This is a genomic window from Afipia sp. GW822-FHT03D08, assembly GCF_058801645.1.
Genome location: NZ_JBXANK010000003.1, coordinates 518620 through 537602 on the forward strand (window position 1 = coordinate 518620; position 18983 = coordinate 537602).

At 62.8% G+C, this 18983-nt stretch carries 18 protein-coding genes; 9 read left to right on the top strand and 9 right to left on the bottom strand.

Annotated features, from left to right (window positions below):
• The 6 genes from rnk to AC1RM7_RS21755 form a co-directional block, all read right to left on the bottom strand.
• Nucleotides 1-405, bottom strand: coding sequence for a nucleoside diphosphate kinase regulator (gene rnk / locus AC1RM7_RS21730; RefSeq protein ID WP_024919494.1), 405 nt, complete (start codon nt 403-405; stop codon nt 1-3).
• Between the two features lie 11 nt (nt 406-416).
• Nucleotides 417-893 (bottom strand): GreA/GreB family elongation factor, encoded by a 477-nt coding sequence (locus AC1RM7_RS21735; protein ID WP_492943918.1) that lies wholly within the window; start codon nt 891-893, stop codon nt 417-419.
• Between the two features lie 290 nt (nt 894-1183).
• Nucleotides 1184-1570: a RidA family protein gene (locus tag AC1RM7_RS21740; RefSeq protein WP_024919492.1), complete on the bottom strand. Its 387-nt coding sequence runs from the start codon at nt 1568-1570 to the stop codon at nt 1184-1186.
• Between the two features lie 73 nt (nt 1571-1643).
• Nucleotides 1644-2246, bottom strand: coding sequence for a GNAT family N-acetyltransferase (locus AC1RM7_RS21745; protein ID WP_024919491.1), 603 nt, complete (start codon nt 2244-2246; stop codon nt 1644-1646).
• Nucleotides 2247-2412: 166 nt separating this feature from the next.
• Nucleotides 2413-3555, bottom strand: a complete 1143-nt coding sequence (locus AC1RM7_RS21750; protein ID WP_006018867.1) for a type III PLP-dependent enzyme — start codon at nt 3553-3555, stop codon at nt 2413-2415.
• Between the two features lie 633 nt (nt 3556-4188).
• Nucleotides 4189-4449: a hypothetical protein gene (locus AC1RM7_RS21755; RefSeq protein WP_006018868.1), complete on the bottom strand. Its 261-nt coding sequence runs from the start codon at nt 4447-4449 to the stop codon at nt 4189-4191.
• Between the two features lie 130 nt (nt 4450-4579).
• Here AC1RM7_RS21755 and AC1RM7_RS21760 point away from each other — a divergent pair, with 130 nt between their 5' ends.
• The 6 genes from AC1RM7_RS21760 (at nt 4580) to AC1RM7_RS21785 (ending at nt 11149) form a co-directional block, all read left to right on the top strand.
• Nucleotides 4580-6664 (top strand): M3 family metallopeptidase, encoded by a 2085-nt coding sequence (locus AC1RM7_RS21760; protein ID WP_492837340.1) that lies wholly within the window; start codon nt 4580-4582, stop codon nt 6662-6664.
• Between the two features lie 12 nt (nt 6665-6676).
• On the top strand, nt 6677-7324 hold the full coding sequence (locus tag AC1RM7_RS21765; RefSeq protein WP_034459920.1) for a DUF1007 family protein: 648 nt from the start codon (nt 6677-6679) through the stop codon (nt 7322-7324).
• Nucleotides 7324-8454 carry a nickel/cobalt transporter gene (locus AC1RM7_RS21770; protein WP_024919489.1) on the top strand — a complete coding sequence of 377 codons (1131 nt, stop codon included), beginning with the start codon at nt 7324-7326 and terminating at the stop codon, nt 8452-8454. The genes AC1RM7_RS21765 and AC1RM7_RS21770 overlap by 1 nt, the downstream gene beginning before the upstream one ends.
• Before the next feature lie 49 nt (nt 8455-8503).
• On the top strand, nt 8504-9541 hold the full coding sequence (hemH, locus tag AC1RM7_RS21775) for a ferrochelatase (protein ID WP_024919488.1): 1038 nt from the start codon (nt 8504-8506) through the stop codon (nt 9539-9541).
• Nucleotides 9542-9719: 178 nt separating this feature from the next.
• Complete coding sequence (locus tag AC1RM7_RS21780) at nt 9720-10700, top strand: SPFH domain-containing protein (RefSeq protein WP_006018873.1); 981 nt, start codon at nt 9720-9722, stop codon at nt 10698-10700.
• A gap of 5 nt (nt 10701-10705) precedes the next feature.
• Entirely contained in the window at nt 10706-11149 is a 444-nt protein-coding gene (locus tag AC1RM7_RS21785) for an NfeD family protein (protein WP_024919487.1), read from the top strand.
• A 99-nt stretch (nt 11150-11248) separates the two neighbouring features.
• Here AC1RM7_RS21785 and AC1RM7_RS21790 read toward each other — a convergent pair whose 3' ends face one another.
• A complete protein-coding gene (locus AC1RM7_RS21790; protein ID WP_006018875.1) occupies nt 11249-12262 on the bottom strand; it encodes a KpsF/GutQ family sugar-phosphate isomerase in 1014 nt (337 codons plus the stop codon).
• 249 nt (nt 12263-12511) lie between these two features.
• Here AC1RM7_RS21790 and AC1RM7_RS21795 point away from each other — a divergent pair, with 249 nt between their 5' ends.
• The 3 genes from AC1RM7_RS21795 to AC1RM7_RS21805 all read left to right on the top strand — a co-directional run bounded on the left by AC1RM7_RS21795 (nt 12512) and on the right by AC1RM7_RS21805 (nt 16856).
• Complete coding sequence (locus AC1RM7_RS21795) at nt 12512-14173, top strand: outer membrane beta-barrel protein (RefSeq protein ID WP_444826143.1); 1662 nt, start codon at nt 12512-12514, stop codon at nt 14171-14173.
• Nucleotides 14174-14327: 154 nt separating this feature from the next.
• A complete protein-coding gene (locus AC1RM7_RS21800; protein ID WP_024919485.1) occupies nt 14328-15815 on the top strand; it encodes a sensor domain-containing diguanylate cyclase in 1488 nt (495 codons plus the stop codon).
• Between the two features lie 837 nt (nt 15816-16652).
• Nucleotides 16653-16856, top strand: a complete 204-nt coding sequence (locus tag AC1RM7_RS21805) for a hypothetical protein (RefSeq protein WP_006018879.1) — start codon at nt 16653-16655, stop codon at nt 16854-16856.
• Between the two features lie 229 nt (nt 16857-17085).
• On the opposite strand, the gene AC1RM7_RS21810 is transcribed toward AC1RM7_RS21805, so the two are convergent.
• Complete coding sequence (locus AC1RM7_RS21810) at nt 17086-18414, bottom strand: serine hydrolase domain-containing protein (RefSeq protein WP_024919484.1); 1329 nt, start codon at nt 18412-18414, stop codon at nt 17086-17088.
• Nucleotides 18415-18560: 146 nt separating this feature from the next.
• Nucleotides 18561-18971, bottom strand: coding sequence for a BA14K family protein (locus tag AC1RM7_RS21815; RefSeq protein ID WP_006018881.1), 411 nt, complete (start codon nt 18969-18971; stop codon nt 18561-18563).
• Nucleotides 18972-18983: the final 12 nt, after the last annotated feature.

Here is an 18983-nt window from a genome sequence, read left to right on the forward strand (position 1 = left end):
TTATCGGGGCTGCTGAACCCTGAGCACGGTCAGCGAGCGCCAACGCCCCCCGGGTGTCTGGAACTCGATGGTCTGTCCCACCGACAGGCCGATGAGGGCGGCGCCGATCGGGGTCAGAATCGAAATCCTGCCGGCATCGACGTCGGCAGCCTCTGGATAGACCAGCGTCACCGCTCGCTCCTGCATGCTGATGTCATCCCGGAAGGTCACCTCTGAATCCATCGTGACAAGACCGGGCAGCAATCGCGCGTCTGGCAGGATTTCTGCTCGCTCGATTTCCCGTGCCAAGAAGTCGGTGGTCTGCGGATATTTCTCGGACGCGGCCTCGGCAATGTTGCGAAGCCGATTGGCGTCGCAAATGCGCATGGAAATCGGGGGCAGTTCGGGCTGCAAGTGGCTCACCATGGTCTTCTCCTTCAAGCTGCTGTTGGACCGGGCCGGTCGGGATCGTTGCCGCCGCCGCGTGCCGCGAATTTCATGGCGCGGTGCTGCTGCAGCGAAACGACGCCGGCCGGCGGGTCGAGATTTTCGACTGTGACGATGTGACGAACACCGTCGATTTCCACGTAGGGCATGCTCGATCCGGCATGCAGACCGATCAGCGCTGCGCCCAGCGGCGACAGCACCGAGACATGCAGGTGGCTGCTGCGGAATTTCGCAGGCAGAACCAGCATACGGCTATCCAGCGGCATTCCTTGGTCGGCGCGAAACGTCACCCAGTCATCGAGACGCACGCAGCGCAACGGCGCCGTGTCGTGAACGTCCGCGCGGTTCAGTTCCGAAACCAGAAAACTGCTCACCGGGTGGCGCTCCTCGAGTGCCCGAACCGCGATCTGTCTCAGAAGATAAAAGTCCTCCGACGCGATGCTGATCGGAGGAACAGGTGCCGACATCATGACGTGCCTCACAATGAAATCGCGCGGCACGGATGTGCCGAGCGATGCCCGTGACCAAAATTCTATGAATGGGGGAAGTGCGAACGATAAACGACCCGGGACGGCGCTGACGCGCGTCCGCCCGGGTCACCTTCGGGTTTGAAGGCGACCTGCGTGAAGCAGCAATCGGTTGTTACAAACGTTCGACATGATGGTCTTAAGCTATGGCGTGCGGCAGGAAAGTCAACGCACCAACTGCGACATGTTGGCTCGCATGCAAGCCAACATGTCATGCGCCCTATCGATTATCAGCTACGGCGCTTCGCGGTGACCTCGATCTCGACCTTCATTTCCGGCTTGTAGAGCGCCGAGACCGCAACGATGGTTGCGGCCGGCCGGATGTCGCCGAGCGTTTCGCCGCACACGGCGAACACCGCGTCGAAATCCTTGGCGTCGGTGACGTAGTAGGTCGCACGCACGAGATCGGCCATCTCGAAGCCGCCTTCCTTCAGCGCGATGCCGATGGTCTTGAAGCAGTTGCGGGTCTGCTCGGCCACGTCGTCCGGCAGGACCTTCGTCACGGGGTCATAGCCTGTGGTGCCGGCGACGAAACAGAAGTCGCCATCGACCACGGCGCGGCTGTAGCCGGCGATCTTCTCGAAGGGCGATCCGGATGAAATCAGGCGGCGGGACATCGGCGGTTTCCTTGTAACAGCAGAATTGCGGGGCTCATTTCAGGCCCCGCAATGCCGGGTCTTTGCGCTCAAATCAAGCGGCCTGGATGAGAAGCTTTCGCGCCTTGCCGTTCGCACGCGGCGCAGGGCGGCGCAGCTTGTCGCCGGTGGCGACAATCATGCCGAAGGCGTCGTCCAGTGCGCCTTGGCGCAGTTCGACGGCGAGCAACCGCTCGCGCTCGAACGGGCCGGGCAGCGCAAGCTCGCCGGTCTTGTCGGCCGAAAAGCCGAAGCGGGCGTAGTAGGCCGCGTCGCCGCGCAGGATCACCGCGCCATGGCCGCGCGCCTTGGCGGCAGCCAGCGCATGCTCCATCAGCGCCGCGCCGACGCCGAGCGAGCGGCACGGCGCATCCACGGCCAGCGGGCCGAGCACGAGCGCCGGGATGCCCCCGGCGCTGACGTGCCACAACCGCACGGTGCCGACCACACGGCCCTCACGCACCGCCGTGAAGGCGAGGCCTTCGGCGGGCGCGCGTCCGTCGCGCAGGCGCTGGCAGGTGCGGGCAAACCGGCCTTCGCCGAAGCTCGCATCCAGCAGCGCTTCACGCGCAACGACGTCCGAGGCTCGTTCCGCACGGATCGCGAACGGAGCGGCTTCGAGGGTGAGGGCAGTGGTCTTTTTCCAAACAGCAGTCATGGCACGTCAGTCCCCACTCCAGATGGCAAGGCAGCCGCGGAGCGTTGTCAGCAAAATAGCGATGTGACGGGATGGGAGCCGGCGGACCGGCTCCCGTTTTCTCGAAAGAACCGGATGCGCTCGGGCGCAAAACCGGTCCCCACTTTTGCTAGCGCATCCGGCTAGATCAGATGTGGTAGGTCTTCAGCGGCGGGATGCCGTTGAAAGCCACCGACGAGTACGTCGACGTATACGCACCCGTGCCTTCGATCAGCAGCTTGTCGCCGATCTCGAGCGTGACGGGCAGCGGGTACGGCACCTTCTCGTACAGCACGTCTGCGGAGTCGCAGGTCGGGCCGGCGAGAATGCACGGAGCCATATCCGCGCCGTCATGCGGCGTGCGGATCGCGTAACGGATCGACTCGTCCATCGTCTCGGCGAGGCCGCCGAACTTGCCGATGTCGAGGTAGACCCAGCGGTTCTCGTCGTCGTCGCTCTTCTTCGAGATCAGAACGACTTCGGTCTCGATGATGCCCGCATTGCCGACCATGCCGCGGCCCGGCTCGATGATGGTCTCCGGGATCTGGTTGCCGAAGTGCTTGCGAAGCGCACGGAAGATCGACCGGCCGTACTGCACCACCGGAGGAACGTCCTTGAGGTACTTCGTCGGGAATCCGCCGCCCATGTTGACCATGGACAGGTTGATTCCACGCTCGGCACAGTCACGGAACACCGTCGAGGCCATCGCCAGCGCACGGTCCCACGCCTTCACCTTGCGCTGCTGCGAGCCGACATGGAACGAGATGCCATATGGCTCCAGGCCCAGACGCTTGGCGAGTTCGAGCACGTCGACAGCCATTTCCGGATCGCAACCGAACTTGCGCGAAAGCGGCCATTCGGCGCCTGCGCAATCGTAAAGAATGCGGCAGAACACCTTCGCGCCGGGTGCAGCACGGGCGATCTTCTCGACTTCGGCGGAGCAATCGACCGCGAACATGCGGATGCCGAGCGCGTAGGCGCGCGCGATATCACGCTCCTTCTTGATCGTGTTGCCGAACGAGACGCGGTCAGGCGTCGCACCGGCGGCCAGCGCCATTTCGATTTCGGCGACGGTCGCGGTGTCGAAGCACGAGCCCATCGAGGCCAGCAGCGACAGCACCTCAGGCGACGGGTTGGCCTTCACCGCGTAGAACACGCGGGAGTCCGGCAACGCCTTCGCGAAGGTCTGATAGTTGTCGCGCACGACCTCGAGGTCGACGACGAGACATGGCTCGGTGTCGAGGCCCTCGCTGCGGCGGTTGCGCAGGAATTCCTGGATACGATCGGTCATAGCACCCTCCCAAACGGCCCTGCGACGGGACGTCCAAAAATGATGTCGGTATGAGCGATAAGCCTTTGTCGCGAGATGGAAGCGCGACAGAGCCTAAAACTCAGACCAAACTGTGCTGCCGTGGATTGGTTGGGAAAGCTCCCGCCCGCACACCTGGCAATGAAGGACAAGCCTTTTCAGTAGCCCGCGCCGGCGGTGGAATGCCGGTAGAGACCAAAAAAGCCCGATCCGTCGTTGCTTTAAGTCGCGTCCCCCGTTGAGAGCGGGGTGCGCCGGTTCGCCTCCGGCTGCCAGTCACGGTTGCAAGGAGCAAAGTCACCTTCAACGGCATCTCTGGAGAGAGATGCTGGCCTCTTAGTCTGAGCTAAGCGACCCTCGGCTTCTTCGTCCCTTGGCGGCTGTCCGGCCTCTTGTCCGGATACCTACCGACTGACACACGACCACAGGCACGTGCGAAATTGGGCAAGGGTGAAATATGAGTTTTGACTCGGGGGTGCAAGTTTTTTTTTGCCCGCGAGACAACTTTCCACGCATCGTGATCGAAATGCCGCGCGCGGGTTAACGAACTGAGAGAAAGATGAATGCGCGTTAATTTTTCGGCGTGCAAGAAGCGCCTGCGGCGCAGCCGGAATCTCAGATCTTGCGGGTGAAGGGCTCGACGCGCTGAGCGCCGCGCACGAAGGCGATCATGATCGCGACGCCGATCAGGAAGAGCACGATCTGGACGATGTGCGCGGCGGTGTCGCTGAGGCCGAACAGGATCGCGAGCGCCCAGCCGCCGGCGAAGGCCGCACCGAACACCTCGGCGCCGATCAGGATGGCGGCGCTGATGACGGTGATGACGCTGGGCCACGCGATTTCGCGGGCGTTGGCTTCGAGCTTCTTGGCGTTCATGACTTTGTGATCCCGTTTCGGGCCGCAATCTCTGCGAAATCGGCGCGTCAATCAAGCGGCAAGGGCGCAAAAAAGCCCCACCGGATGCTATAGAGAATGCCTTGGAAATCGCTGGAAATAAGGCCTCACCATGTCAGAAGCGTCCTCAACGGCTGTCGACTCCCATACCAACCCGCTGCTGGCGGCCTGGCAGACACCGTTCCAGACGCCGCCCTTCGCCGACATCCGTCCCGAGCACTTCCTGCCGGCCTTCGACAAGGCTTTTGCCGATCACTCCGCCGAGATCGAGGCGATCAAGGCGAACCCGGCCGAGCCGACGTTCGAAAATACCGTCACCGCGCTGGAGCGCGCCGGCAAGCTGCTCTCCAAGGTGTCGGCGGTGTTCTATGACCTCGTGGGGGCCCACTCCAATCCCGAGCTTCTTAAGATCGAGTCCGAAGTGGCGCTGACGCAGGCGCGGCACTGGAATCCGATCTCCATGGATGCCGCGCTGTTTGGCCGCGTCTCGAAGCTGCGCGACAAGGCGGCGTCGCTCAATCTGACGGGTGAGCAGGCGCGGCTGCTGGAGCGGACCTGGACCAGCTTCCATCGCTCCGGCGCGGGCCTCAGCGAGGCCGCCAAGGCCCGGACCGCGGAGATCAACGAGCGGCTGGCGCATCTGGCGACATCTTTCAGCCACCATCTGCTCGGCGACGAGCAGGAGTGGACCATGGAGCTCGGCGCGAACGATCTGGCAGGCCTGCCGGACAGCTTCGTCGCCGCCACGAAGGCTGCGGCGGACGAGCGCGGGATGCCGGGCAAGATGGTGGTGACGCTGTCGCGCTCCTTCGTCGAGCCGTTCCTGAAGGATTCCGCCCGCCGCGATCTGCGCGAAAAGGTCTACAAGGCCTTCATCGCGCGCGGCGATAACGGCAATGCCAACGACAACAATGCCGTCATCTTGGAAGTGCTCAAGCTGCGCGAGGAGCGGGCGAAGATCCTCGGCTATCCGAGCTTCGCCGCCTACCGACTGGAAGATTCCATGGCCAAGACGCCGGAGGCCGTGCGTGGCCTGTTGGAGCGGGTCTGGAAGCCGGCCCGTGCCCGCGCCATGGCCGATCGCGACGCGCTCCAGGCGCTGATCGCCGAGGAGGGCGGCAACTTCAAGCTGGCCGCATGGGACTGGCGCTACTACGCCGAGAAGCTGCGCCAGCGCCGCGCCAATTTCGACGACGCCGCGATCAAGCCGTATCTGACGCTCGACAACATGATCGACGCCGCCTTCGACGTCGCGACCCGGCTGTTCGGGGTGACCTTCGTTGAGCGCAAGGACATCCCGGTCTGGCATCCGGACGTGCGGGTGTGGGAGGTCAAGGACGCCATGGGCAACCACAAGGCGCTGTTCTATGGCGATTACTTCGCGCGTCCCTCCAAACGCTCCGGTGCGTGGATGACGTCGCTGCGCGACCAGCAGAAACTTGATGGCGATGTCGCGCCGCTGGTCATCAACGTCTGTAATTTCTCCAAGGGCACCGACGGCCAGCCGTCGCTGCTGTCGCCGGACGATGCCCGTACGCTGTTCCATGAATTCGGCCACGGGCTGCATGGCATGCTGTCGAACGTGATGTACCCGTCGCTGTCGGGCACCAGCGTGTTCACCGATTTCGTCGAGCTGCCGTCCCAGCTTTACGAACACTGGCAGGAACGGCCCGAGGTGCTGCAGAAGTTTGCGCGGCACTATCAGACCGGCGAACCGTTGCCGGAGGATTTGCTCAAGCGCTTCATCGCCGCGCGCAAGTTCAATCAGGGCTTTGCCACGGTGGAGTTCGTGTCGTCGGCCCTGATGGATCTCGAATTCCACACCCAGGCGGCGGCGTCGATCACCGACGTACGCGCGTTCGAGAAGCAGGAACTTGAGAAAATCGGCATGCCGGCGGAAATCGCTCTGCGCCACCGGCCGCAGCAGTTCGGTCATATCTTCTCCGGCGATCACTATGCGTCGGGCTACTACAGCTACATGTGGTCCGAGGTGATGGATGCAGATGCGTTCGGCGCGTTCGAGGAAGCGCATGACATCTTCGATCCGGCGGTCGCGAAGCGCCTACATGACGACATTTATTCGTCGGGCGGATCACGCGATCCGGAAGATGCCTACATTGCCTTCCGCGGACGCAAACCTGAACCCGACGCGCTGCTGCGCCGCCGCGGTCTGCTCAACGAACCTGAAGCCGCATAGGACCGGATAACGATGCGTCGTCTTATTCAGTGTTTCTTCGCTATGGCTATGCTGGCAGTCACCGCCGGTGCGGCGCAGGCGCATCCGCATGTCTGGATCGTGGCCAAGAGCGAAGTGATCTACGCGCCGGACGGATCGATCACCGGCATACGTCACGCATGGACCTTCGACGACATGTTCTCGACCTATGCCTTGCAGGGCATCGAGAGCAAGACCAAAGGCGTTTACACCCGCGACGAGCTGAAACCGCTGGCGCAGACCAATGTCGAGTCGCTGAAGGAATACGCCTTCTTTACCTTCGCCAAGGCAGGCGGCGCGGGCAGCCAGAAGAAGGAAAAATTCAACGATCCGACCGACTACTATCTCGAATACAAGGACTCGGCGCTGACGCTGCACTTCACGCTGCCGTTCAAGACGCCGGTCAAGACTCCTGCGCTGGCGCTGGAGGTGTTCGATCCGTCCTACTTCATCGATTTTCAGTTGAACGAAAAGGACCCGGTCACGCTGGTCGGCGCCCCGGCGACCTGCAAGCTGTCGGTCCAGCGTCCGACCGACGGCAGCGCGCAGGCGCAGAAGCTCAACGAGGACACCTTCCTCAACGGCGATAATTCGAACTATGGCGCGATGTTCGCGAACAAGATCGCGGTGGATTGCCCCTGATGGATATCTCTCGTCTCATGCTGAAGCGGATCGCGATGGCCGGTGTTGTGACGCTGGCTCTCGCGGGTCTGGTTGATGTCCTGCTGCATGCGGCGTGGGCGCAGAACCCGTTCGGCGCTCCGAAGGGAGCCGTTGCCGAGCCGCAGGTCGGCGGCATCATCGGATGGCTGCTCGCCAAGCAATCCGAATTCTATCTCCAGATTTCGAAGACCATTCGTGCGGCCAAGACCGATGGCAGCGCGGTGTGGGCGCTGCTCGGCATTTCCTTCGCCTATGGCGTTTTTCATGCGGCCGGCCCGGGACACGGCAAGGCGGTGATCTCGTCCTACCTCGTCGCCAACGAGGAGACGGCCAGGCGTGGCATCGTGCTGTCCTTCGCCTCCGCCCTGATGCAGGCGCTGATGGCGATTGCCATCGTCGGCATCGGCGCAGCCGTCTTGAATGTGACAGCCGGTCAGATGTGCGGCGCTGAGCGTGTCATCGAAATCGCCAGCTACGGTCTCATCGCGGCGTTCGGTGCGCGGCTGGTCTGGAGCAAAGGCGGCGGATTTGTCCGCGCGCTGCGGTCATGGCGCGGTGCGCCGTCGCCGCTCGTTCCTGTGATGGCGCATGCGCACGGTCACGATCATGCCCATCACGATCATGGGCATTCGCACGATACGCATGAGCGAGTTGCCCACGACCACGATCACGCACATGCCCACGACCATGATCACAATCATCCGGATCATGTTCACGATGAGCACTGCGGTCATTCCCATGGCCCGGAGCCGAGCGCGCTGGCCGGTCCCGGCGGCTGGTCGCGCGGATTGAGCGCGGTCCTGACGGTCGGCATCCGGCCGTGCTCCGGCGCAATTCTGGTGCTGGTATTCGCGCTGGCGCAGGGCCTGTTCTGGGCCGGCGTGGCGGCAACGCTGCTGATGGGGCTCGGCACCGCGATCACCGTCTCGGCCATCGCGATCATCGCGGTATCGGCCAAGGGGCTCGCCGGCCGGATGGCTGCCGGCCGCGATGGCGGCGGGGCGATCCTGCTGCGCGGGATCGAGTTTGGCGCCGCGGCCTTGGTGCTGCTGTTCGGCGTCGGCCTGCTGCTGGGATACATTGCCGCGGAACGCGTCACCTGTTTCTGATCCCGGTCGCCTTGACAACATTTCTGCAACGCGCGATGCCAGACCAATCATGACAGCCGTCATTCCCCTCGATGCACATCGGCCCGCCGCGCAACCGGCGCGGTCGCGCGTCGGCGTGCTGCTGGTCAATCTCGGGACGCCTGACACAGCCGACGCGAAGGGTGTCCGCGTTTATCTGCGCGAGTTCCTGTCCGATCCGCGCGTGATCGAGAACAACGGATTGATCTGGCAAATCATTCTCAACGGCATCGTGTTGCAGATTCGTCCGGCCAAGAAGGCCAAGGATTATCTGAAGATCTGGAACACCGAGAAAAACGAGTCTCCGCTCAAGACGATTACGCGCGGACAAGCCGAGAAGCTGGCTGCGTCGATTGCGGATCAGAAGCATGTCGTTGTCGACTGGGGCATGCGCTACGGCAATCCGTCGATCAAGTCGCGGATCGATGCGCTGATGGCGCAGGGCTGTGACCGGATTCTGGTGATGCCGCTCTATCCGCAATATTCAGCGTCGACCTCGGCGACGGTGGTGGACAAGGTTGCCGCCGCGCTCAAGGACATGCGTGCACAGCCGACGGTGCGGTTCACGCCGCCGTATTATGACGACCCAGGTTACATCGATGCCCTTGCGGTCTCGATCGAGCGTCATCTGGCGACGTTATCTTACAAGCCTGAGACCATCGTGGCGTCGTTCCACGGCATGCCGCAGTCGTACATCGACAAGGGCGACCCCTATCAGGCGCAGTGCGTTGCGACGGTGAATGCGCTGCGCAAGCGCATGGGTCTCGACGAGAAGAGTTTGATGCTCACCTTCCAGTCGCGGTTCGGGTATGAGAAATGGCTGCAGCCCTATACCGCCCAGACTGTCGAACAGCTTGCGAAGGACGGTGTGCGGCGGATTGCCGTTGTCACGCCGGGCTTCGCGGCCGACTGCATTGAAACGCTTGAAGAGATCGTGATGGAGAATGCCGAGATCTTCCACAAGGCGGGTGGTCAGGAATTCTCGGCCATTCCGTGTCTGAACGACAGCGACGAGGGCATGGATGTGATCCGCCAGGTCGTGCTGCGCGAGCTACAAGGCTGGATTTAAAAGGCTGGACCCGAGCGGCCGCGATTTAATTGCCCCGCCCGTTCGTTTCAAGGCGCGACTTTTCCTCTCTTTCGAACCGCATCCCCGCTTAAAGCGACAGAGCGGTTGTCGCGTGCCCGTGCTAGGCTGCCCGCATCTCAGGTTTTGCGCTTCGTGGGTTATTTGCAGGGAGTTTTAAATGTCCGGTTTCGATATTTTTGCGATCGCGTTCGTTCTGCTGGTGATCTTCACGCTGTTTGCCGGCGTGAAAACGGTGTCGCAGGGCTACGACTGGACCATCGAACGGTTCGGGAAATACACCCGCACATTGGGTCCGGGCCTCAACATCATCATTCCCTACTTCGACCGCGTCGGGCGTAAGGTAAACATGATGGAGCAGGTGATCGAGATTCCGCAGCAGGAGGTCATCACCAAGGACAATGCCACCGTCACGGTGGATGGCGTCACCTTCTACCAGGTGTTTGATGCCGCCAAGGCAAGCTACGAAGTGTCCAATCTCAATCAGGCCATCGTGACGCTGACCATGACCAATATCCGCTCAGTGATGGGCTCGATGGATCTCGATCAGGTGCTGTCCCACCGCGATGAAATCAACGAGCGGCTGCTGCGCGTGGTCGATGCCGCTGTTTCGCCGTGGGGCGTCAAGGTCAACCGCATCGAGATCAAGGACATTGTGCCGCCGCACGATCTGGTCGAGGCGATGGGCCGGCAAATGAAGGCCGAGCGCGTCAAGCGCGCTGACATTCTTCAGGCCGAGGGCCAGCGGCAGTCTGAAATCCTGCGCGCAGAAGGCGCCAAGCAGTCGCAGATTCTTCAGGCCGAAGGCCGCCGAGAGGCTGCATTCCGTGATGCCGAGGCCCGCGAACGCGCGGCGGAAGCCGAAGCGAAAGCGACGGAGATGGTCAGCAATGCCATCGCCAGCGGCGATGTCGCTTCGCTCAACTATTTCATCGCGGACAAGTACATCAAAGCATTTGGCCAGCTTGCGGAGTCGCCGAACCAAAAGATCATCATGCTGCCGATCGAAGCGACCGGCATGCTCGGGTCGCTTGCGGGCATCGGAGAGATCGCAAAGGCGACCTTTGGCGAGAGCGCGACGTCCGCTGCCGCAGGAGTTCGCCGTCCGCCCACCGTGCCGAACACCAATCCGAAAGCGTGATCGATATGGTGGAACTCCTGTCGAAACTCGGGACGTGGAACTGGCTCATCATCGGCCTGGTGCTGATGTCGATCGAGACGTTTGCGCCCGGCGTGTTCATGCTGTGGCTCGGCCTTGCGGCGCTGATCGTCGGGCTGCTGTCATTTGGCATCGCGTGGTCGTGGCAGGCGCAGGTCATTGCGTTTGCCGCGCTGTCGATCGCGATGGTGCCGCTGTGGCGATACTACTCGGGACGAAATGCCCGGCCGACCGACAAGCCGTTTCTCAACAGGCGCGCGGAAGGCCTAGTCGGCCGCGTCTTCACGCTCGAAAAACCGATCGTGGACGGCGTCGGCACGGTGAAGATCGACGATACGGTCTGGCGCGTTTCAGGCCCGGATGCGCCTTCCGGCAGCCGTGTGAAGATCGTCAGCGCCGATGGGGCGAGTCTGAAAGTCGATGCAGCCTAGGTTCAATTGCCGTCATTGCGAGGAACATGGCGGCGAAGCAATCCAATTTTATCCACAAGATGTATTGCTTCGCTTCGCTCGCAATGATGGCAAGGGATGTTACGCGACGCCGGCGCGCAGAATATCGTGCAGATGCACGATCCCGACAGGCGTCCTGCCCTCGGTCACGATCAACGCGGTGATCTTTGATGCGTTGAGAATTTCCAGCGCCTCGCTGGCAAGCAGATCCGGGCTGATGGTCTTTGGATTCTTCGTCATCACCTCGTCGACGCTTGCCGTCATCAGGTCGGGCCGCATGTGACGCCGTAAATCGCCATCGGTCACGATGCCGGCGATCTCGCCGCGCGCATCGACGATGCCGACACAGCCGAAGCCCTTGGACGTCATCTCCACCAGCGCGTCGGACATCTTGGTGCCGAGCGGCTTCACCGGCACCGCCTCTGCCTTGTGCATCAGGTCGCGCACAAATTTCAGCATGGCGCCGAGCTTGCCGGACGGATGCAGGGCGCTGAAATCGAGCGCGGTGAAACCTCGGCTTTCCAGCAGCGCCACGGCAAGCGCGTCGCCGAGCGCAAGCTGCATCAGCGACGACGTGGTCGGGGCGAGATTGTGCGGGCAGGCCTCGCGCGCCTTCGGCAAGGTCAGCACGATGTCGGCGGCGGCGCCCAGCGTGGAGTCCGCTTCCGACGTGACCGCGATCAATCCGATCCGGAAGCGGCGCGAATAGTTGATCAGGTTCTTCAGTTCGGCAGTTTCGCCGGACCACGACAGCGCCATGATGACGTCGTCGGGCGTGATCATGCCGAGATCGCCGTGGCTGGCTTCCGCCGCGTGGACGAAGAATGAGGGCGTGCCGGTGGAGGCGAAGGTCGCCGCCATCTTCTTGCCGATGTGGCCGGATTTGCCGAGGCCCGTCACGATCAGGCGGCCCTTGGCATCGCGGACGCGCGCGATGGCGGCATCGAAAGCCGCCCCGAGATCCGACTGCAGGGCGTTCACAAGTGCGGTGATGCCGCTCGCCTCGGCATCCAGGGTGCGCAGCGCGGACTCGATGGCGGCAGATGCCGCGCGAGTCGCGGAAGGGGTCGCCGTCCGCGGTTTTGAAGTGGCCATGCGTGGTTCCGGTTGAAGAGGGACGGCAGCGCGACGCGCGCGCCAATCCGGGACATTTCCTAGCACATTCAAGCGCCTGAGGCGACGCGCCAGGGCCGCCCGCAACGCTCCGTTAACCATAATTGTTTTAACTCTGTTAACGGCGTTCAGCAACGCCGGACGGCAGCGTTTTGGCCGCCAATTGCTTGAAGTTGTTTCGTTTTCCGGCGCGGTCCCAAGTGGCTTTCGGGGCTGGGAGAAGAGTGAAAAGTGCAGGGCTCACAGCAACCTGTCCGGTTGTGGGATCATCGCTGGCGCGCGTCCGGATGGCGCGTGCTGCCGGTGTGCTGCGTGCTGATCCTGTGGAACCCTGCAACGGCGCTCGCGCAGGCGCTGACCCCTGACATGATGAACCCGGCGCAGGGCGGTTTTGCGCCGGCGGACAAGTCGCTGCTTCGCAAGACGGCGGACAACGGGGCCGACGACGACACGTCGAAGCGCAGTGCCAGGGCGCCGTCGCGGATCGGAGCGATTCCGAGGTACGGTGTCCCGCCCGCTTCAGGGGCGGCGGATGTCGGATTCGATTCGCTCAACCGCACACGCAAGAAGCCGAAACTTTATCCCGGCGCACCGAAGCCGAAGATCGCCGGTCCCGGCAATCCGCCGCCCGCCGCACCGAAAGCAAAGATCGCTGCGCCTCTTTCGCAATCGGTCGCCGGCACGTTCCCCGGCCAGCCGCAACGCCGCCGCCTGAAGGTGGACGACGATCCGTTCGCCAATGTCGGCTTCCACACCGGCACGTTTCTCACCAAGGCCGCGGTCGAGCTTTGGGGCGGCTACAACACCAATCCGGGCCGGATAACCACGCCGAAGGGCTCGGCGTTCTACACGGTCGCGCCCGAATTGCTGATCGCGTCCGACTGGGAGCGCCATTCGCTGATCGCGGATCTGCGCGGCTCGTTCACCGGTTACGAGGCGACATTTCCGCCAACCGCCAGCGGGCCGTCGCCGGTGCCGACCAGCATCGACGCGCCGACCTTCAACGGCAAGATCACGGGCCGCGTCGATGCGGCGCGCGACACCCGCATCAATACCGAGCTGCGCATGCGGGTCTTCACCGACAATCCCGGCTCGCCGAACATCCAGGCGGGGTTGGCGCAATATCCGCTGGCAACGAATATCGGCGGCACCGCAGGTGTCGAACACGATTTCAACCGGCTGACGGTTTCGGTCGCCGGCCTCGCGGACCGAACGACCTATGAGCAGTCGAAGCTCACCGACGGCTCGACCTTCACCAACGACGACCGCAACTTCAACCAGTTCGGCGGACTTGGGCGCGTCAGCTACGATCTGATGCCGGGCCTCAAGCCGTTCGGCGAGTTCTCCGCCGACACGCGTCTTCACGACGTGAAGTCCGATCGTTCCGGCTATCAGCGCGATTCGACCGGTGGCTACGTGAAGGCCGGCACCTCGTTCGAGTTTTCGCGGCTGCTGACCGGCGAGGCCGCAATCGGCTATTCGCGGCGCACCTATCAGGATCCGCGCCTCACCGACATGAAAGGCCTGCTCACCAGCGCGTCGCTGATCTGGACTGCGACCGGGCTGACCACGGTGCGGTTCGACGCGACATCCTCGATCGACGAGACCACGCTGCCGGGCGTCTCCGGCGTGATCTCCCGCGATTACTCGCTCCAGGTCGATCACGCATTCCGGCGCTGGCTGATCGGCACGGCGAAGGTCGGCACCGGGACGTCGGACTACGACGGCACCCGCTTCGACCGGCGCTACTTCGTGGAAGGCGATCTGGTCTACAAGCTGTCGCGCACGTTCCAGATCAAGGGACAGGTGCGGCACGACTGGTTGAACAGTTCGGCCATCGGCGCGAGCTCCGCCGCGACCGTGGTGATGCTCGGCATCCGCGTGCAGCGGTAGCGGCACTCGCCTGCGGATATGCTTCGTTGTCCGGTTGCTCCATTCCGACGCAATCCGGAAATATTTCGTTAACTCCGAACAATATGAAACCAATCATCTAAAGGCCGCCGCAACGAATTGAGCGCATTCAGACACGCTCAAGGGAAAGGGTGCGATGCGGTTGCGATTACCAATGGGTCAGCCGGGGCGAAGTTCGGCCAAGCTGCTGGTGTGGTGCTCGATTGCGACGATCGTCGGCTTCTCGGCGGTCTGCGGCAGCATGATGCTCGACATGCGCCGCAGCGAGCAGGCGCTGGCGCTGCGATCCATGGAAAACCTCGCCACGACGATCGATTCCGATATCAGCCGCAACATCGAACTCTACGATCTGTCGCTGCGCAATGTCGCGAACAACATGATCGAGCCGGAACTCGCCAGCGTCAGCAAGCGGTTGCTCAACCTTATTCTGTTCGACCATGCCGCGACCGCGAAGCACTTTGGCGCGATCCAGGTGTTCGACGCCGCGGGCAATCTCCTCCACGATTCCGCGACGGACGATCCAAAGCCGGAAAATCGCTCCGACGAAAACTATTTCTCGGTGCACCGGGATAACCCCAATGCCGGTCTGTTGATCAGCCGGCCAGGTCTGCATCGCGGTGCTTACGCGATCGTTCTCAGCCGCCGGATCACAGGCAGGGACGGCGCCTTTCTCGGCGTGGTTGTTGGCTCGTTGCGGTTCAGCTACTTCCACGACCTGTTCGAGCGCCTCAGCCTTGCAGCGGAGGATGTTATCAGCGTTGTCCGGCGGGATGGCGTGGTGATCATGAGGACGCCGTTCGATCTGGATGTGATCGGCAGGGACCTGAGCCAGAGTCCCGGTGTCAAACGTGTCCTCGAGGAGCAGAGCGGAACATTTGAAGGGGCCGGCGCGATCGATCCGATCCAGCGTCTCTATGTTTGGCGCGACAGCAGTCATCCGCTGGTCGTTATCGTCGGCAAATCCTGGACTGACATCTTCGCCATCTGGCGCAGCCAGGCGCTGCGGGTCGGCGTGATCATGCTGGCGCTGATCGCATTCGTCGCCGGAGCGACAATGATGCTGGCACGGGAAATCAAGCGGCGCGGGCGTGCCGAGGACAAGCTCGCAGAACTCGCCATCACCGATGCGCTGACCGGGCTCAGAAACCGCCGCAGGTTCGATCAGGTCATCGAGCAGGAATGGCTGCGGGCGCGGCGCCGTCAGGAGCCGCTCGCGCTTCTGATGATCGACGCCGACCACTTCAAGACCTACAACGATATGTTCGGGCATCAGGCCGGCGACCAGGTATTGGTGCGGATCGCAACCAGCATAGCGGGCGCGGTCGAGCGTGCGAGAGATTGCGCCGCGCGTTACGGCGGCGAGGAATTCGCAGTGCTGCTGCCGGGGCTTTCGGCCGATATGGCGCTTGTGATCGGTGAAAACATCCGCACCCGTGTGGAAATGCTGTCCGCGGACAAATGGGCCACCACCGTCAGTGTCGGTGTGGCGAGTGTCGTGCCGAATGAAGCTATGCAGCCGGCGCACCTGATCGAAGCGGCCGACAAGGCCCTGTACGAAGCCAAGTCGCGCGGCCGTAATCAGTCGGTGGTGACGCCGAGAGTGCATCTGTCGCGCGTCGCGTAACGGATTCAATTTTCAAACAGCATGCGCGTGGGGCTTGCTCCATTCGCGCCAACGAAAGGCGTGCGCATTCGCTCTCGCGCATTGCGCGAGTTGATCTGTTAGTTGCCCCGGACAACGAGGGGCATGGAGCGCCGCAAGGCGCACCTGTGTATCGTTTCGCTTCCGGCATCGCGTGCGAGGCGATGGTCTCCGGAAGCGCATCGCCTTGCGGCGCTCCATTGCGGCGATTTTGGGCGAGGGGACCGTACTTCCGGGTGCGGACGGGGGAGGGTACTCGACCCCTGATCCGGACGGCTTTCGCCGCCTTCGTCCGCTCCGCGTCCAGCCGGCGAACGGCAGAGCCACATAGTTGGCCCGGACGGTGACCCCAGCCTCCCGGGCGCGTGTTTGCGAGACACGCGCGCAGGCGCCGCATCCTGCTCCGCTTCAAAGCGCCCTCGAGAAGCGCCCCTCACGACCAGGACGTGCCGAACATAAGCGCGCTTCAGAACACGGGGACGCGTATCCCCATCACGAAATGTTTCGAGGTCGGATTTCCCCACTCGTCGCTCCGGGGCGCGCGGCTTCGCGCGAACCCGGAGTCCATATCGTGATTCAAAGCAGTCATGGATTCCGGGCCTGCGCCAAGTGGCGCATCCCGGAATGACGGGTGGGACATCGCTGCGTTCACGTATTCATCGCATGCGTTGCGGCCATCGCGTCAAGCGGTGTGTAAACCGGACCGGCTCTTGACATCACGATCGCCAAAAGAACAAATAGGGAACATAAAATCAGACCGCGACTCGCCGGGCGATGTGTCCGGTGTGGCGGAATCTCTGCCAGCATCGGAGAGCCATCATGTTCACACCGGCCACCCAGCAGGACATCGACCGTTACGACCGGGCCGTCGACAGTGCGATCGCGACCTGCGGCGGCGATCTGCGCGGCGCGCTCAAGGCGCTGATCATCGCCAATGAATATCTGGAGGAGGAGTTACGGCAGGTGCTGGATGCGGTCGAGGCGCATGCCGTGAGCGCGATGCCGCGTAGGGAAGTGGCTTAGTAAGGCTCCGGCAGACAACGAGGGAGCTATCCAAGATTATGATGTCATCCCCGCGAAAGCGGGGATCCATCATCACTGAGCTTTCCATTTTGCGAGAGATGCCTGAGCGATCATCCCGCCACGATCTCGGCATTTGATGGTTATGGGTCCCCGCTTTCGCGGGGACGACACTGTTGTTGCATCAAGACGCGTGCAGAATTGCGCGACTGGCGATCTTAAGGACAGACGCCTACTTCATCAGCTCTTTCGCCAGCGCCATGTACATCGGCAGCGAGACCGGATCGTTGGCGGCGTTGGCCGCCATCGGATGCGAGGCGTAGCGGGCGATCACCATCTCCGCGGTCGGATCGACATAGATGCTCTGGCCGTAGATGCCGCGCGCCGTGTAGGCGTTGTGCTCGTTGTGGGTGATCCACCACATGTCGCGATAGGACCAGCCCTTCAGCAGCGTGTAACCGGCTTTGGCGAAGTCCTCCTTCTTGCCGCCCTGTGTCACGTCGGCGACGGCGGCTTCAGGAATGACCTGCTGTCCGTTGAACTTGCCCTTGTTGCGCATCATTTCGCCGAAACGCGCGAGGTCGCGCAACGCGGTGTTGTAGCCGCCGCCGCCGGATTCGGTTCCGACGCTGTCGACCATGAAGTAGCCGTCCTGCTCGGCGCCGAGCTTCGACCAGATTTCCGACGACAGCAGCGCCGCCAGAGACTGGCCCGAGGCGCGCTTGACGATCCAGGCCAGCACTTCGGCGTTCGCCGTCTTGTAGGCGAAAGCCTGTCCGTGCTCGCCTTCCTTGTTCAGCTTGACGAGGAAGTCGTAGAAACTGCGCGGCCCCTGATAGCCGGGCGCGATCGGCATCATGCCGCCGGCGCGGGCATAGTCGAACACCTCGGCGTTCGGATCGGAATAGTTCTCCGAGAATTTCACGCCGATGGTCATGTCCATCACCTGGCGCACGGTGGCATCGCCATAGGCGGTGTCCTTCAGTTCGGGCACATACTTCGTGACAGGGGCCGCGGGATCGAGCTTGCCGTTGGCCGCGAGCACCGCCGCCAGCGTGCCGACGAACGACTTCGTCACCGAGAACGCGATGTGCGGCAGTTGCGGGCTGCCTTCACCGAAATACTTTTCATAGACGATCTTGCCCTTGTGGAGCACGACGATGCCGTCGGTATAGGTCAACTGCATTGCGTCGTTGAAGGTGATCGCCTTGCCGTCCATCGTTGTGATGGCGACGGCGCCGAGATCCTTTTCGGCGCGCGGCAGCGGCACGACGGGTCCTTCGCCGCGCGACACTGTCGCGGTCGGCACCAGCTCGCGGAAGTGGCTGAACGACCAGCGCGTGTTCGGGAAACGTGACGACGACCCATCGATAAAGCGGATGGCCTTGTCCGGCGGGGGCGGAAAGCCCTGCATCAGGCCGAGCGTTTTCGGATCGGTCTGCGCCGCCGTCGGAAGCGGCTGGGCGGTTTGCGCGTTCAGGGCCGTCGAAAACAGTGTGCCTGCTCCCGTGAGCGCGAGCAGGGCGGCGGCATATCGTGCGGCGTGCGTGCGGATGGTCATGGCATTTCCCCGGCAGTTATTCTTGTTGGCGGCGAAGCCTAACCGAGCACCTCATCGCAAACCACATATATTGGGGCGTTGCGTGCAACAAAAAAACCGCGAGACGAATGTCTCGCGGTTGGTCGTGATCGCTCAGGGCGAAAAACTTACGGGCAGGGATAGCGGTTGCCGTCGTTGTTGAGATAGGTGCCCGATGCGGGATCGTAGGAGCGATAGCGTTGCGCGCAATAGGCTGCATTCTGCTGGGCCTGCGCCTGCGACGACGCAATGGCGCCGCCGATGATCGCACCCGCGGCGAGGCCGATGCCGACGCCTGCCGCCGTGCTGCCGTAGCCGCGCCGATAGTAGCCGCCGCGATAGCCATAACGGGGACCGTAGCCGTAACGCGGGCCGTAGCCACGGCGAACCGGATAGTACTGAACGTTCTCAACGTTGCCTGAGGCCGCGCCGGACAGCATCGTGTTGTTCATCAGCGGTGCCGCGGCTGCGGGCTGCGCGACGGCGAGGGCTGCCGAACCGGCAAGAAGTGCGGCTGCGAGAAGTTTTGTTGTTCGCATGTATTTTCCTTC